14 protein-coding genes and 1 pseudogene are annotated in these 14,404 nt (G+C 58.9%); 5 read left to right on the plus strand and 10 right to left on the minus strand.

The features are described from left to right. Positions 1 to 65 precede the first annotated feature (65 nt). Together BMY38_RS18555 and BMY38_RS08635 are read right to left on the minus strand one after the other, a co-directional pair. Entirely contained in the window at positions 66 to 194 is a 129-nt protein-coding gene (locus BMY38_RS18555) for a hypothetical protein (RefSeq protein ID WP_281243212.1), read from the minus strand. A gap of 67 nt (positions 195 to 261) precedes the next feature. Further along, positions 262 to 747: a DUF411 domain-containing protein gene (locus BMY38_RS08635; protein ID WP_092761859.1), complete on the minus strand. Its 486-nt coding sequence runs from the start codon at positions 745 to 747 to the stop codon at positions 262 to 264. An 856-nt stretch (positions 748 to 1,603) separates the two neighbouring features. Between BMY38_RS08635 and BMY38_RS08645 the strand changes: the two genes are divergently transcribed. Continuing rightward, entirely contained in the window at positions 1,604 to 2,620 is a 1,017-nt protein-coding gene (locus tag BMY38_RS08645; protein WP_175495815.1) for a cytochrome c oxidase assembly protein, read from the plus strand. A 33-nt stretch (positions 2,621 to 2,653) separates the two neighbouring features. On the opposite strand, the gene BMY38_RS08650 is transcribed toward BMY38_RS08645, so the two are convergent. From BMY38_RS08650 to BMY38_RS08665, 3 genes are all read right to left on the minus strand, one after another. After that, positions 2,654 to 3,568 (minus strand): cation diffusion facilitator family transporter, encoded by a 915-nt coding sequence (locus tag BMY38_RS08650; protein WP_092761865.1) that lies wholly within the window; start codon positions 3,566 to 3,568, stop codon positions 2,654 to 2,656. Positions 3,569 to 3,579: 11 nt separating this feature from the next. Next, positions 3,580 to 4,188, minus strand: coding sequence for a cation diffusion facilitator family transporter (locus BMY38_RS08655; protein WP_092761867.1), 609 nt, complete (start codon positions 4,186 to 4,188; stop codon positions 3,580 to 3,582). Positions 4,189 to 4,521: 333 nt separating this feature from the next. Continuing rightward, positions 4,522 to 4,950: a MerR family transcriptional regulator gene (locus BMY38_RS08665; RefSeq protein WP_092761869.1), complete on the minus strand. Its 429-nt coding sequence runs from the start codon at positions 4,948 to 4,950 to the stop codon at positions 4,522 to 4,524. 197 nt (positions 4,951 to 5,147) lie between these two features. On the opposite strand from BMY38_RS08665, the gene BMY38_RS08670 reads away from it, so the two are divergent. Together BMY38_RS08670 and lspA are read left to right on the plus strand one after the other, a co-directional pair. Beyond that, positions 5,148 to 5,621 carry a copper chaperone PCu(A)C gene (locus tag BMY38_RS08670; protein ID WP_092761871.1) on the plus strand — a complete coding sequence of 158 codons (474 nt, stop codon included), beginning with the start codon at positions 5,148 to 5,150 and terminating at the stop codon, positions 5,619 to 5,621. After that, positions 5,618 to 6,102, plus strand: a pseudogene (gene lspA, locus BMY38_RS08675) (signal peptidase II). The gene BMY38_RS08670 and the pseudogene lspA overlap by 4 nt, the downstream one beginning before the upstream one ends. 152 nt (positions 6,103 to 6,254) lie before the next feature. Here the strand turns inward: lspA and BMY38_RS08680 are convergent. The 5 genes from BMY38_RS08680 to BMY38_RS08705 form a co-directional block, all read right to left on the minus strand. Continuing rightward, the gene (locus BMY38_RS08680) at positions 6,255 to 6,686 is read right to left on the minus strand and encodes an MgtC/SapB family protein (protein WP_092761873.1); all 432 of its coding nucleotides are present in this window, start codon (positions 6,684 to 6,686) and stop codon (positions 6,255 to 6,257) included. A gap of 228 nt (positions 6,687 to 6,914) precedes the next feature. After that, positions 6,915 to 7,829 carry a cation diffusion facilitator family transporter gene (locus BMY38_RS08685; RefSeq protein ID WP_092761875.1) on the minus strand — a complete coding sequence of 305 codons (915 nt, stop codon included), beginning with the start codon at positions 7,827 to 7,829 and terminating at the stop codon, positions 6,915 to 6,917. Between the two features lie 78 nt (positions 7,830 to 7,907). Then, positions 7,908 to 8,186, minus strand: a complete 279-nt coding sequence (locus BMY38_RS08690) for a TFIIB-type zinc ribbon-containing protein (RefSeq protein WP_092762037.1) — start codon at positions 8,184 to 8,186, stop codon at positions 7,908 to 7,910. 55 nt (positions 8,187 to 8,241) lie between these two features. Then, positions 8,242 to 10,629, minus strand: a complete 2,388-nt coding sequence (locus tag BMY38_RS08695; RefSeq protein WP_425431629.1) for a heavy metal translocating P-type ATPase — start codon at positions 10,627 to 10,629, stop codon at positions 8,242 to 8,244. Between the two features lie 524 nt (positions 10,630 to 11,153). Continuing rightward, positions 11,154 to 11,819 (minus strand): L,D-transpeptidase, encoded by a 666-nt coding sequence (locus BMY38_RS08705; protein WP_092761879.1) that lies wholly within the window; start codon positions 11,817 to 11,819, stop codon positions 11,154 to 11,156. Positions 11,820 to 12,372: 553 nt separating this feature from the next. Here BMY38_RS08705 and BMY38_RS08710 point away from each other — a divergent pair. Together BMY38_RS08710 and BMY38_RS08715 are read left to right on the plus strand one after the other, a co-directional pair. Next, positions 12,373 to 12,642, plus strand: coding sequence for a DUF5676 family membrane protein (locus tag BMY38_RS08710; protein ID WP_175495816.1), 270 nt, complete (start codon positions 12,373 to 12,375; stop codon positions 12,640 to 12,642). Continuing rightward, entirely contained in the window at positions 12,639 to 14,393 is a 1,755-nt protein-coding gene (locus tag BMY38_RS08715; RefSeq protein ID WP_092761881.1) for a DUF3141 domain-containing protein, read from the plus strand. The genes BMY38_RS08710 and BMY38_RS08715 overlap by 4 nt, the downstream gene beginning before the upstream one ends. Positions 14,394 to 14,404 lie beyond the last annotated feature (11 nt).

Below are 14,404 nucleotides of genomic sequence, written 5' to 3' on the forward strand. Positions count from 1 at the left end.
TCGGCGCGGTTTGGCTGCCATCGCCTCAGAATTGTCGACAGTCGTACTGTTTTCCCCGTCAGGCGTCATGTGCCATTGTCCGATCTGAGATATTTCAGCAATGCCATTGCGGCCAATACCAACACAACGATCACGAGAAGCCAGACCAGTCCCGCCACTGCCATCATGCCGCCGCCGCACAGTTCAAACATCATACTCATCATCCTTTCATATGTATTTCTCCGGTCCGGCGGCTCCCATCCGCCGGACCGGAGACGTCGTTCACTCGACGGCGTAAACCGTCGGTGTTTGCCCTGCTTCGACCGCATAGACCTTCAGTGGCTCCATCTTCTCGCCACCCATGCCCGGCGACCCCATCGGCATGCCCGGCACGGTCAGCCCGATCATCTCCGGACGTTCGGTCAGGAACTTGGTCAGGGTCGCCAGCGGAATATGACCGCTGAAGGCATAATCGCCGATGTTGAAGATGTGGCAGCCGGCAAAGTCAGCCGGGATCTCGGCATCGGCAGTTATCTGCTCCAGATCGTCGGTCGGGATGACCTCGACCTCGAAACCGTTTGCCGTGAGGAATTCAGCATAGCCCTGGCAACATCCGCAATACGGATCCTTGTAGAGCGTCACCTTTTCGGCGGTGACAGATGGTGAAAGGGACGTCTGTGCGTATCCGGGCGCGGCGGCAAATCCGGCAATCACCGTCGCCGCCCCGGCAAGCAGTGTTCTGCGCGTAAATGAGTTGATCGTTTTCATGTTCGAAGTCCTAGGATGATAGATGTCAGGATATGAAATCGGCACCGCTGACACTGAGTTCCCAAGGGCGGATACCGATAGAAACGACGCCTTCGGGCGCAGTCTTCAAGAGTCGGAATAAAGTCGGTGGGAATGTCATGCAGTTGCCTTGATCTGATAATCCGGTGTGGAAAAATCAGCGTCGGCTGCAGTCCCGAACTGGGATCACGCCGTTCAGGCCACCCATCGCGGAGGCGAGAGATCGGGCGGCGGACCCACACCCGCCAGAAAGCTTGCATCCGCAAAACTGGGCGCCAGCGAAACCCGCAATGACCAGTTCACTGCCGCTGCCGCGGGCATGACCGCAGACCCGATAGAAAAAGCGCAAGGCACAGGGCATCCGCCTTCGCAGGCAAGAACGTCACGTTCGGTCTGGTCCATGCAATCCGGGCAGTCCGTATCACCAACTATCGAGGAAATTGCCGCCATCTCCGTTACCGAAGCGGCACCAAGCGTCGGAACAGCATCGGTAACATCCGCGACCGACACGGAAGTTCCGAATGATAGAGCTGCCACGAAGGCTATAATCAGGGCTTTGATCATGGCACCATTTACGACCCTGTCCTGGGGATAAGGTCAATAGCTGTCACATCACCTTGCGGTGACATTGCGCCGCATGTGGAAGTCAGCTTGAATCCTCGACGAAGCAAGGCAGTCCCCGTGCTGCGACAAAGTGCTCCTCCCGCGGTTCGCGGTCTGGAATTCGACGGATCGTCCAGATAGCCAGCGCCGCATGAACATACGAAACGTTTCAGTCAAAGTCGGATTGGTCGCGTCATATTCGGCACTTGCCTTCCTGATGTCTGCACCACGAACAATGGCTCATGGCGGAGAGGGCCTGACCGAGGAAACTGTCTGGTCGGCCTGGAATTTCACTCCCGAGGTAAGCGGTCTCATCGTCTTTGCGCTTGTGATCTATCTGCGCGGCGCGGTGCGGCGGCGAACCAGCTCTGGACCGCAACGCCCGCTGCGACATCTGATGTTCATTGCCGGGACCCTGACTCTGTTTCTGGCGCTGCAATCCCCGATTGATGCGATGGCGGAACGCATGTTCCTGGCGCACCAGATCCAGCACATACTTTTGCGCATGGTCGGGCCGATGCTGATCGTGTTGTCCTATCCCGAAGCAGTACTGATCGCAGGTCTGCCACGACAGGTTCGAAAGCGGCTAATTGCACCGGTTTTGACGAACCGGAGACTATCGACCGTTTTTTCGACACTCACCCGGCCTTGGGCCGCGTTCTGGCTGTTCATACTATCGCTTTATGTCTGGCAGATACCTTCAGTTCACAACGCCGCTTTGACGAATTCGGCGATCCACTATGCGATGCACATCACCATGTTGATCGCGGGATTTCTTTTCTTTGCCATGATCTTTTCCCGACGTGACACCAAGGCCAGTCATGGCCACGGACTTCGGATTTTTCTGTTATTTGCAACGATTGTTTCAAACATTCTTCTGGGCGCCCTTACGACACTGAAGGAAGTTGTGCTCTACACTGCCTACGATATCGAGGGGCGGCTTTTTGGCATCTTGCCGCTGGTCGACGAAACTGGCGGCGGCTACATTATCTGGGTACCCTCCAGCATGATGATCATAATAGCGATCATCGCGACGTTTCGCGGCTGGAATGCCGCCGAAGAGAGACGCTTCGCACGGCGCTATGAATGGACCGGGTCCAACAGCGCCGCGCTCGAATTCCCCGAAACAGCGGCAGAGTTGCGAATTAAGGTTGCTGGTCCGAACCGGCGAATGGGGCAAAGTCTGGCTCTGGGCAGTTTGGCGCTGTTCAGTATCGTCATGGCAACCGCGATCACCGTTCTGCAGTTGTAGCGACCCGACTGCGTCGCACGCACCCATCAGTCATCACCCGTGACCGTAGCGCTTGGCATCTTCATGCGCCAGATCGGATCTTTCGAATTCCAGTGTCGAATGGTTGATTCCGAAGACATCCTTCAGCTCCGACTTTATCGTGCGCTTTATCTCTTCCAGGTCACCCCAGCGGGCGACGTCGATCACGACATGGGTATCCAGCGCGGCAGCGTGTTCCTCCATCTGCCAGAAATGCGCGTGATGCACGCCGACGACGCCATCGATTTCCGCAACCGCGTCCAGAACCTCGTCGGTGTCGATGTCCGGCGGACTGCCCAGCATCAGGGTGCGGATCGTGCCGCCGATCTCGGTAAAGGCAAGGTAAAGGATATAGACCGCAATTAGGATTGTGATTGCCGGATCGACCCATCGAATATCATACAGCAGGATCAGCACACCGCCGACGATTACCGCGACCGAAGCCAGTGCGTCGGACAAGTTGTGAATGAACAAGGCCCTGATATTCACGCTGCCCTTCTGCATCGAATAGGTCAACAGCGCGGTCGCGGTATCCACGACCAGCGCAACTCCACCCAGCCAGACCACCCACCAGCCCTTGACCTCGGGCGGGTCGATCATCCGCATCCCGCCTTCATAAATCAGGTAAAGTCCGATCACGATCAGCGTCGTGTAGTTTATCAGGGCTGCCACGATCTCAATCCGGCCGTAACCGAATGTCATCCGTGCGTCGGCCGGGCGGCGGGCAATCTTGCGCGCTCCAAAGGCGATCACCAGCGACGCCATGTCGGAAAAGTTGTGCAGCGCATCGGCGATGAGTGCGAGGCTGCCAGCAAAGATTCCGCCGGCAATCTGGGCCACAGTCAGGATGCCATTCGCCCAGATAGCGATGCCGACGCGTCGGTCGCCGGCGTCAGGGTCCAGATGGGCATGGTCGTGATTGTGTGGCATCCGTTTCCCCTTCAGGATCGCGCGTCAGGGCCATCGTGAACAGCCAGATGATGTTCGCGGTGTGCATCCCGCAAAATGTTGATCCCTCCCCATACCGCTATGCCCGCAACTGCAATTCCGACCGCCAGATCGGGCCAGCTTGTTCCAAGCCACCAGACCAGTCCGCCCGCCACAAGGATGCCACCGTTCGAAGCAAAATCATTGATGCTGAAGGTATTCGCCGCCCGGATGTTCACGTCCGGGTCCTTGATCCTTGCAAGAAGCCAGACGCAGACGAGATTCACCACAGCCGCAATCAATGCCATTGTAATCATCAGAGGTCCCAGCGGCTCGGAGCCTGCGTAGTAGCGTCGTACAGCGTCGATCACGATGCCGATTGCAAACAGAAGAAGCACCGTTCCCGATACATTTGCCGCGATGCGCTGCCATTTGTCGGATCGGGTCATGGCAAACAGGCTGATTGCGTAGACCATGCTGTCGGATGTGTTATCGAGCCCGTTCGCGATCAGCGCACTGGAATCACCGAGTGCGCCAGTCGCAAAGAAGCCAAGTGATATGGCAACATTGAGCAGGAGTACGATCCATAGCGTTTTGCGTTGTTGGCTCTGCATTTCGGTCATTCGATTATTTCCTCAAACAGCAACAGCAGCACAAAACCGACATAGAAAATTGCCGCGACACAGGGTTGTGTCTGGCATTTCGCGAGCCTCGACCAATAATTCTTTGGTCACGAGATACAGCAATGCGACAAGACCGAACGCCAGAAAACCCGTGATGACTGGGTCGCACTTACCCACATCGGGCCGGGATGGGCACTGACGGCGATCCATGAAGCGATCACTGCCAGAATGGCGGGCGCTGATGTGTAAATCCAGGGTGAGGTCACACCGTTCCGTTCTTAACTGTTCCCGCTCAAACGACCCGGACGGTAGAAGGGTTCCCGTAACTTGCGGTCAAGATCCGATATCGTCATGCGCGGTCAGGCATTCGGAGTGATCCCGCAACACTTCCAGCACACGACAATCTGCCACCTGGCCGCCGCTGCATTCAACAATCATCCGCTTCAGTTCTTTTTGTAGGGCCTGAAGCCGTAAAAGCCGCTGTTCAACCTGTTTCAGCTGGCGTCGGGCAATCGAATCCGCATCCGCACAGGATTGCTGCGGATGATCCGATAATTCCAGCAATTCGCGGATCGCATCGAGTGAAAAACCAAGTTGCCGCGCGTGGCGGATAAATGCGAGCCGGTCCAGGTCGGCTTCTTCATATCGGCGCTGGCCGCCTTCGGTGCGACCCGGTTCACGCAACAGGCCGATCTGCTCGTAATACCGCACGGTCTGGACCTTGGTTCCGGTCTTGCGCGATAGTGTTCCGATGGTCAGCATCTTGTCCTCGTCTCTACAATGACTAGAGTAATATAGGCGCGGTGCAGACAGTTCGAGCGTCTGCGTCAAAGAAGTTCGCGTAACATCCCGGTACCAGAAGATTTCGCTTGAAGCTCTAGCAGCTGAAGCTTGTAAAGCGTCCGTCAATCGTCATTTGCGGCAAGACCTTGCCACATATCGTAAATAAAGGCACCACAATGAAGCGAAGGTTTGCACAAGGCGCCCTGATCCTGCAACTGGCACTCTGGCCTTTGGCGGCGCTGTCGCAGCAGGCGACCGGGGATGGCGATATAATCGTCGAGAAACTCTGGGCCCGCGCCACGACGCCGGGCAACAAGGCTGCAGCCGTATATCTCACCATCAGAAATACCGGACAGAACCAGATCGACCTGATCGGTGTGCGCACTGACCGGGCTTCCATCGAGACCCTGCATAAAACTACGACAGACGCGCAGGGTTCGGTCCGTATGAGTGCTCTGGCGAATTTATGGATCGCTCCGGGTGAGTCTGTCACCTTAGAACCCGGAGGTCTGCATGTCATGCTCCTTGACCTGGATACACCTCTCATCGAAGGCGAAACCCTGCCCTTGCGGCTCAAGTTCTACGATGGCGACGATCTGACCGTCATTGTGCCGATCCTTCCATCCGATACGACCGGACCACAGCCATGACCCGGCCAAAATCGCTAGGCGTTCTCTGTATCGCGTTTGCGTATGCAGCTGATCAGATCAGCAAGTCTGTAGCCACAGCCTACAGCGACATATTGGCGGATGGCATTCCGGTCGTGCCTGGCTTCAGGCCTGATTTTTCTGCGAAATGATGGAGTCACCTTCGGCATGCTTGGCGGTGTGACATGGTGGGTATTGTCCGGGCTGGCACTTGTTATCACTGTCTGGCTGGCGGTCATGCTGGCGCGGTCAGCATATGGTTTGGATGCCGCCGCCTACGGCCTTATCATCGGTGGCGCACTCGGTAATGTGGCGGACCGTATGCGCTTTGGGGCGGTGACGGATTTTCTAGATGTCTATATAGGCAGGCTGGCACTGGCCGGCCTTCAACCTGGCCGATGTCGCCGTAGTGTGCGGGGTTATCCTGTTACTATACTCCGAGGTTCTGACATCACGCAAACCGCGCAACAGCCGTAGTTACTGACCGGCCGAGCCGTGGCTAGGTTGGAGGGTCAGCGCCATCGCCTCAGCTTTTACAGCGTGCTTGGTCCTGGCGCGTCCATGACGAACGTAACGCATGATGCTTCCTTCCATTCATGAGAAAGGGGCGCGCCATCAAAACATCTGATCAAACACCTAGCGGTGCCCTGCCGGCAACGAAAGGATGCAAAATGTAATGGCAAAAATAGAAAGGCCCATAAAATACTCTCCCACTCCGATAATAATGCCAATTGCCGTAACCGCCCAGATCCCCGCAGCTGTCGTCACGCCACGCACGACTTCACCGGCTTTCCAGATGATCCCGCTCCCCAAAAAGCCTACGCCGGTGAGAATACCCTGGATAACCCGTCCAGTATCCGCTGGAAAACGGTCGAGCGAGACACTTGTGAATGCGGTAGCTGCAACAGCGATGATAGCGTGGGTCCGATATCCGGCAACGCTCCCGTTTCTTAGACGCTGCCACCCGATGATCGCAGCAAGGAATGCGGCCAGCAAGATACGTTGAATAAACACTATCTCCTGAGCGTTTGCACCCGTGAGACTCGCGATCTGATCGACAAAGTTCATCCCAAGGTGCTCCTGTCATGCAATTCAGACGAAGTTATCGGCGACGTCGAGAATTGCAATCGGCTTGGCGGCATGACTGACCTTATGGGGCGTTTTCATATGCCAGCACACCCCAGCGCCAGATGGGGTCTTGCGGTGGACTGGGCATCTGACGGGTGGCCGGCACATGAAGCGACAAATAACCCATGGCAGGGCGCGATATGGGCCCGCAGCGGGGCCGAGCGGCCTTCAATGCGTCTCGCCTTCGGCTGCGCGCAGCGCCGCGTCTTCTATCTGGATCGTGCAATGGGTGATTCCGAAGTCCTGCTGCATCGCCGTTTGCGCGGCCTGCAACACTCCGCGGCTGCGCGCCATATCATCGACGACAAGATGACAGCTCATTGAATCGAAGCCCGACGTCAGGGTCCAGACGTGCAGATCATGCACCGCCGTTACCCCCGGCAGGTCCAGCAAACCACGCTCCAGCAGACCGATATCGACCTCTGGTGGTGTGCCTTCCATCAGGATGATGACCGCGCTTTTCAACAAGATCCACGTGCGCGGCACAATGAACAACCCGATGCCAGCACCGATGATCGGATCGGCCAGTGCCCAGCCGGTGAACATGATCACCAACGCCGCCAGTATCACCCCGACCGAACCCAGCATGTCGGCCAGCACTTCGAAATAGGCGCCCTTCAGGTTCAGGCTTTCCTTCGATCCGGCATGCAGCAGCCGCATCGACACCAGATTGACAGCAAGGCCCACGACCGCAACCACCAGCATCGGCCCGCTGAGGATTTCCGGTGGGGCGAGGAACCGCTGCCAGGCCTCGTAGAGAATGTAGACCGTCAGCAGCAGCAGTACGACCGCATTGGCCAGCGCCGAAAGCACCTCCATCCGCACATAGCCAAATGTCTTTTGCGGCGTCGCCGGCCGGGCGGCGAAGCGGATCGCCACCAGTGCCAGAAAAAGCCCGCCGACATCGGTCAGCATATGCGCCGCATCAGCCAGAAGGGCCAGGCTGCCGGTCCAGAGCCCGCCGATAACCTCGACCACCAGAAAGGTCGAGGTCATCGCCAGCGCCCATTTCAGGCCGCCGCTGTGGCGCCCCGCTGCGGTGTCGGTTGCCCCGGCGGTCCCTGCACCATGTCCTGCGCCCATTGTCGGCCCCTGCCGTTTTGGGGCGGACACCGAAGTCCGGTGCCCGCCCGCGATTGCGTTGCCTACATGCAACCTTGTCTAGTCGAAGATTTCCGACAGCCAGGACTTGCGGCGATAGCCGCCATGTTTGCCATAGCCGCCGTGTTTGCTGCCATGGCCGCGATACCTGTCGTCGTCATCATAGCCGCGCGGCTGCGGTTCAGGGGCGCGCGGCGCCAGATCGGCGGCGCTACGCTCGATGATCTTGTCCAACTCGCCCCGGTCGAGCCAGACGCCGCGGCACTGGGGGCAATAGTCGATCTCGACGCCTTGCCGATCCGACATGGTCAGCGCCACCTTGCACACCGGACAAAGCATCGAGGATGTCTTGTCGGCGGATGTCCGTTCCGGCTCGCGTCCGGGTTCCTTGAGTTCAATGACCATGTGCCAGTGCTCCTTTTGCCATGTTTTCGCCAACGCGCTCGCCGCCTTTCGGTGCCGCCGGCCCCTGCCCCTTGGCGCGCAACAGGCGCAGTGCGTTGGCAACCACGATCAGCGATACGCCGACATCGGCGGCGATTGCCCCCCACATAGTGGCCATGCCGAAGGCGGTTAAGCCCACGAAGGCGGCTTTGGTCGCAAGTGACAAACCTATGTTCTGGCGAATGATCCACATCGTGCGCCGCGAATGGCCCACCAGCCACGGCACTTTGCCGATATCGTCGGTCATCAACGCGATATCCGCCGTCTCAATCGCCGCATCCGACCCCACGGCCCCCATCGCGATGGCAAAATGCGCCCGCGCCATTGCAGGGGCGTCATTCACCCCGTCACCGATCATCGCCACCATATCGTGGGTCGCGACCAGTTCCTCGATCGCCGTCACCTTGTCTTCGGGCAGAAGCTCGGCGCGCACCTCGTCGATACCAACCTCGGCGGCCACAGCACGCGCAGTGCGTTCATTATCGCCGGTCAGCATGACAATGGTGTTCACGCCCTGCGCATGCAGCTTGGCGACAATGCCTTTGGCGTCAGGACGGATCCGGTCGCGCAGCTCGATCAGGCCCAGAAGGCCCTTGTCATCGCCGACCGCGACCAGCGTACTGCCCGCGCCCTCGATCCGGTCCACGACGTTGCGGGGCATTGCGGCGCCCATGTCCTTCTCGGTGGCAAAGCGGTCGGACCCAAGCCAGATCGCGCGGCCAGCATGCAGACCTTCGACGCCGCGCCCCGGCACGGTACGGGTGTCCTCGGCGGGCGTGGCCTTGATGCCGTCGCGTTCGGCGCGTGCCAGAATTGCGCGGGCCAGAGGATGCGACGAGCGCGCTTCGAGCGCCGCCGCCGCCGCGATCAGATCGCGCTCCGAGGTGTCGCCCAGCGGATGCAGGCTCGCCACCTCGGGTTCGCCCATGGTGATCGTTCCGGTCTTGTCCATCGCCAAGGCGGTCAGCCGCGCCGGGGCCTCGACATAGGCACCGCCCTTGATCAGCACGCCGTTGCGCGCCGACGAGGCCAGCGCCGCGACGATGGAAACCGGCGTCGAGATCACCAGCGCACAGGGGCAGGCAATAACCAGCAGCACCAGCGCATTATAGATCCAGAAGGCCCAGGCACCGCCAAAGGCAAGCGGCGGCACAAAGGCGATCAGGATCGCCAGCACCATCACGATAGGGGTATAGATGCGGGCGAATTTGGCCACCCATTGTTCGACATCGGCACGGCGCGAATGCGCGTCGCCGACCATGCGGATGATCTTCGAAAGCACCGTGTCGCTGGCCAGTTTGGTCGCACGCACCGTCAATGTGCCTTCGCCATTGATCGTGCCGGCATAGACCTCGTCGCCCGGCTCTTTCGACACAAGCGCGCTTTCGCCGGTGATCGGGGCCTGATCGACGCCCCCCGCACCTGCGACAACTTCGCCGTCCAGCGCGATCCGGTCGCCGCCGCGCACGATGAACTTGTCGCCGACAACGACCTTTGCCGCGGGCACATCCGCCTCGGTGCCGTCATCACGGATGACCCGCGCGGTCGGAGGTGCCAGATCAAGCAGTGCCGCTACGGCGTTGCGGGCGCGCCCGACGCTCCAGCTTTCCAGATAGAGCGACAGCGAGAAGAAGAAGGCCACCGTCGCCGCCTCGAAATAGGCCCCAAGGCCGATGGCTCCGACCACCGCGATGATCATCAGAAGGTTCATGTCTGGCGACAGTCGCCGCGCCGAAGACCAGGCCTTGGGGGCCACCAGCCAGGCACCAAACACGATCGCCAGCAGAAACGACGTGATCTCGACTACGGGCATCGCCGTTGCCCCGTGATCAGAAAAAATCTGCACCGCTCCTGCCGGGCCGCTTTCCACCGCGTGATATAGAAAACCGCCGGCCCAGAACCCGCCCGAAAGGGCGGTAAAGAATTTCTGCCGTTTCAGATGCGCCGCGCGGTCGACCTCGGCGCGTCCTGAATCGAAGACTGAAGCGGTCATGCCGGTTTTGCCGATCAGGGCGATTATCCGGTCGTCGGGCAAGGGCGTGGCGGTGTCCAGAACTGTCATCCTGCCGTTGATCACATCGAAGGCCAGATGCTCGGTTCCGCCGACCGCCGGTCCAAGTGCCTTGTTCAGGATCGAAACTTCTTCAGCGCAATCCAGTCCGTTGACCAGAAAGCTGCGCCCCGCCGCATCTACATTGCCGACTGGACCTATATCCCCGCACATCGCATCACTGTCCGACCCGCAGCAGGATGAATCTGCGCCATGCACGTGCTTTTGATGATCATGCTTGTGATCTTTGTCGCGTGAATGGTCATGGTCTTGTTTGGGGGCGGCCATAGGTTTTCTCCAGGCGAATCATAACTTCAGGCCGAAGATAGGAGCTACAGTTACTAGAGCTTCAAGAGGCATGTCACACTTAATGAACCGGGTCGGTGTGAACGCTCGTCCAAGACGAAACATTGCAAGTTGCAGCCAGCGTCACCGGATGCAACGCTAGCGCCGGAGAATCGAAATTGATGAGGACGATATGTGGGTACGCAGTAAAACAGTGATGGTAATGTCATCTGTGCTTTTCACGGCGGGTTGCGCCGCATCGGCCATCACTCCCTCTGGACGAGAAGCGGCCCGAGACGCCGAGCGGGCTGCAGCCATCGCCGCCCTGGCCGCGCCTGGACAGAACGTCGCATCTGCGCGCCTTCTGCCACAGGACAACTGCTACTGGTATGAACATACCGGACCTGTGGAAACGACATTGCTGCCGCTCGTGAACGTCGACGGACAACCTATCTGCCTTCAAAGCAAGACATGACCGATCATCCGTCGATTGAGTTAGAAGCCTTTGCGATAACCGCAGGTGCGACTCAGCTTCGGGCTGTCACGGCATCTTCAGCAGGGTAAAGGACAGCGGTCGATTCCATAGCAACAGTCGGGTAGAGATCGTTGATATGAGCCATCACCATGCGGACGCAGCCGGAACTCGCCCGGCTGCCGATGGAGCGCGGAGACGGGGTGCCGTGGATCCGTAGATAGGTGTCTCGGTTGCCGACATACAGATAGAGAGCACGCGAACCGAGTGCATTCTCGGGGCCAGGCTCCATCCCTTTCGCATACTTCGCATAGACTTCGGGTTCACGCTTGATCATGTTCTGCGTCGGGGTCCAGTGGGGCCACTCTACCTTACGCCGGATCTTGTAGGTGCCCGGCTCATACAAATCGCCACGGCCAATGGCGACACCGTAGCGCATGGCCGTTCCGCCCGGTTCGATGTGATAAAGATATCTCGCAACGGCATCGACGTGAATATCGCCCGGTGTGAGCGTGTCATTGGCTTCCACCCGCGTAGGCATGAAACGTGGATGCAAGCCCCACGGATTCGAGACAGCAGGATCATAGTTCGGAGGCGTTATCTGAGCATCCCACTCCGCCTTCTGCGCGTCACTCGGCCATGTGCTGGCAAACGCCGGGCGGGTAAGCGCAACCGAGAACAACGCTGCGGATGTCGATATGAAATGTCTTCTTTTCAGCATGTTATTCAGGTCCCTTGAGAAAGATTTGTCCGTTCGCCTATCAAATAGCTTCTATTGAAACTAGAGCTTCAAGCGTTTGTTTCAACTGTCGCAGCTGCATGCAACCAGGAGAATGTTTCAGAGACCTTTCCGCACCAACTTCTCAATCCTTCGAGAAACATGGTCGGTCTTGCCCCCAAGCGTGCGCGCCAAAGCATCTATGCGGCGCGACGATTACCTACACCGACTTCAGTCAGAAACTATAATAACAGATTGGTGTGCGAGAAAAATGCGGGCGAACTCTTGCCGGGTCTGACGGCAAACGTTCATTCCTGTCGCTGAACGACCGGTCCAACCTGGCGATATAGTACGCCGGGCCCATCCACAGACTTACACATTTGCCGGATCATCTTCCGCCGCGTGGTTCCTGCAGTCGGACCACAACAGACGTCCATTCCAGATTTCTTGCGCTGATCCTGTAACGGATTCGCACTGCCAACGTCCTCATAACGATCCCGCGGAAACGTGGATTTGATCGTCGTTGCGCGACCTCGCGCTTTGAGGAGAGGCCAAAATGTCAGATACCAAATCCATCCGCATCTATCCGGTCGGCATGTCGCTGGGCATCCTGCTGGCGTTCAGCTTCGCACTCTGCGTGCTGTTCGGGCTCCTGTTTCCTTGGGCAACGATGTATCAGGCGTGGCTACCTTTGCTGCCCGGCGTAAGCTGGATCAGCTGGCCAAGCGCGCTTCTGGGCCTCGTCGAAAGCTTTGCTTACGGCTGGTACATCGCCGTGATCTTCGTGCCCGCCTGGAACTTCTTCTCAAGAAGGGCCATGGCATGAACATCGTCACGCCGATGAAACCGCTGATCGCCGCAAATACAGAAGCCGCTAGTGAGCGGGTTGTCAGCACGCACGCCCCACCCGATCCGCTTGCCTACGGGCGCGATCTTTGGGAACGCTCGGTGCTGTTTCTGGATACGCTGCGCCAACGGGCCGACAATATGATCGCCCATGACCGGGCGGGCATGCCGCCGTTGCTGGATTTCAAATACGAAACCCTGCTGGATGCGCGGCAGTTCGAGCGTCCGGCCAATTACGCCCTGCTGAGGGTCACCGAAGTCGACGGAAACTGCTGGGACGATTGTGTCGATGCAGCAAAACCGCCTGTCATCGTCGTCGATCCCCGTGCGGGCCATGGGCCGGGCATCGGCGGGTTCAAACGTGACAGCGAGGTCGGCATGGCGATGGCCGAGGGGCATCCGGTCTATTTCGTCATCTTCTTTCCGGAACCTGAACCCGATCAAACGCTGGAGGCTGTGCTGTTCGCCCTGCGCCGTTTTGTAGAAGAGGTTGCGGCGCGTCACGATGACACGGCCCCGGTTCTCTATGGCAATTGTCAGGCTGGCTGGGCGGTCGTTCTGCTGGCGGCGCATTGTGAAGGACTAGCCGGGCCGGTCGTGCTGAACGGGTCGCCGCTGTCCTATTGGGCGGGCGAGGAAGGCGTGAACCCGATGCGCATCTCTGGCGGCTTGCTGGGCGGTGCGTGGCTGGCCCACCTGACCGCCGATCTGGGCGACGGGCGCTTTGACGGGGCCTGGCTGGCGCAGAATTTCGAAAGCCTAAAACCAGAAAAAGCGATCTGGGAAAAATACGCAAATCTGCTGGAAAACGTGGATACCGAGCGCGACCGCTTTCTCGAGTTCGAACGGTGGTGGAACGGGTTCTACACTCTCAGCCGCCCGGAAATTCTGTCAATCACCCAGAACCTGTTCATTGGCAACCGGCTGGAAAGCGGCGAGATGCCGATCGGCGATCATTGCGTGGCCGATCTGCGCAAGATCAAAAGCCCGGTGATCGTCTTCGCCTCCTACGGCGACAATATAACGCCGCCCGCGCAGGCCCTGGGATGGATCCCGGTGGTCTACAAGGACACCGCCGACCTCAAGGCGGCGGGACAGCGCATCGTCTATCTGACAAACGATCATGTTGGACATCTGGGCATCTTCGTATCGGCCTCGGTGGCAAAGCTTGAACACCGCGCCATTCTGGAAAGCCTGGGCAGGATCGAAAAGCTGAAGCCCGGTCTCTACGAAATGAAAATCGACAATCCGTCAGGCGATCCCGACTGCCACGCGCCACACTACAAAGTGCGGTTCGAGCCGCGCAAAATAAGTGACCTTGACGCCTATGCGCCGGACAGGGGTTTCGATGCTGCGCGGCGCGCGTCGGAAATCAACGAGGCATTCTATGCGACATTCGTCAGCCCCTGGGTGCAGCTGATGACAACCCCGGCCAGCGCCGAGATGATGAAATGGATGCACCCCATGCGCACAAGCCGCCTGATGTTTTCCGAACGGTTCAATCCGTGGATGCGTCTGGTCCGACAGGCCGCGGACAACATTTCCGGGACGCGCGAACCGCTCGACCCGAACGATCCGATGATCCTGCGGGAGCGGGCGGCCATCAAGGCAATCGGCAAGGCCATCGAACGGGCGCGCATCGACCGCGACGCCAAGTACGAACGCGCTTTCAAAACGCTCTATGGCGGCGAAACGTCTGACATCGAAAATGATCCCCACATGCCCGTCTGATCGGGGAGGAG

Source organism: Jannaschia helgolandensis, assembly GCF_900109285.1.
Classification (GTDB): Bacteria; Pseudomonadota; Alphaproteobacteria; order Rhodobacterales; family Rhodobacteraceae; genus Jannaschia; species Jannaschia helgolandensis.

Bases quoted from the DNA above. Each gene is read 5' to 3' on its own strand.
- BMY38_RS18555 (WP_281243212.1), bottom strand. From the start codon at position 194: ATGATGTTTGAACTGTGCGGCGGCGGCATGATGGCAGTGGCGGGACTG.
- BMY38_RS08635 (WP_092761859.1), bottom strand. From the start codon at position 747: ATGAAAACGATCAACTCATTTACGCGCAGAACACTGCTTGCCGGGGCG.
- BMY38_RS08645 (WP_175495815.1), top strand. From the start codon at position 1,604: ATGGCTCATGGCGGAGAGGGCCTGACCGAGGAAACTGTCTGGTCGGCC.
- BMY38_RS08650 (WP_092761865.1), bottom strand. From the start codon at position 3,568: ATGCCACACAATCACGACCATGCCCATCTGGACCCTGACGCCGGCGAC.
- BMY38_RS08655 (WP_092761867.1), bottom strand. From the start codon at position 4,188: ATGACCGAAATGCAGAGCCAACAACGCAAAACGCTATGGATCGTACTC.
- BMY38_RS08665 (WP_092761869.1), bottom strand. From the start codon at position 4,950: ATGCTGACCATCGGAACACTATCGCGCAAGACCGGAACCAAGGTCCAG.
- BMY38_RS08670 (WP_092761871.1), top strand. From the start codon at position 5,148: ATGAAGCGAAGGTTTGCACAAGGCGCCCTGATCCTGCAACTGGCACTC.
- BMY38_RS08680 (WP_092761873.1), bottom strand. From the start codon at position 6,686: ATGAACTTTGTCGATCAGATCGCGAGTCTCACGGGTGCAAACGCTCAG.
- BMY38_RS08685 (WP_092761875.1), bottom strand. From the start codon at position 7,829: ATGGGCGCAGGACATGGTGCAGGGACCGCCGGGGCAACCGACACCGCA.
- BMY38_RS08690 (WP_092762037.1), bottom strand. From the start codon at position 8,186: ATGCTTTGTCCGGTGTGCAAGGTGGCGCTGACCATGTCGGATCGGCAA.
- BMY38_RS08695 (WP_425431629.1), bottom strand. From the start codon at position 10,629: ATGGCCGCCCCCAAACAAGACCATGACCATTCACGCGACAAAGATCAC.
- BMY38_RS08705 (WP_092761879.1), bottom strand. From the start codon at position 11,819: ATGCTGAAAAGAAGACATTTCATATCGACATCCGCAGCGTTGTTCTCG.
- BMY38_RS08710 (WP_175495816.1), top strand. From the start codon at position 12,373: ATGTCAGATACCAAATCCATCCGCATCTATCCGGTCGGCATGTCGCTG.
- BMY38_RS08715 (WP_092761881.1), top strand. From the start codon at position 12,639: ATGAACATCGTCACGCCGATGAAACCGCTGATCGCCGCAAATACAGAA.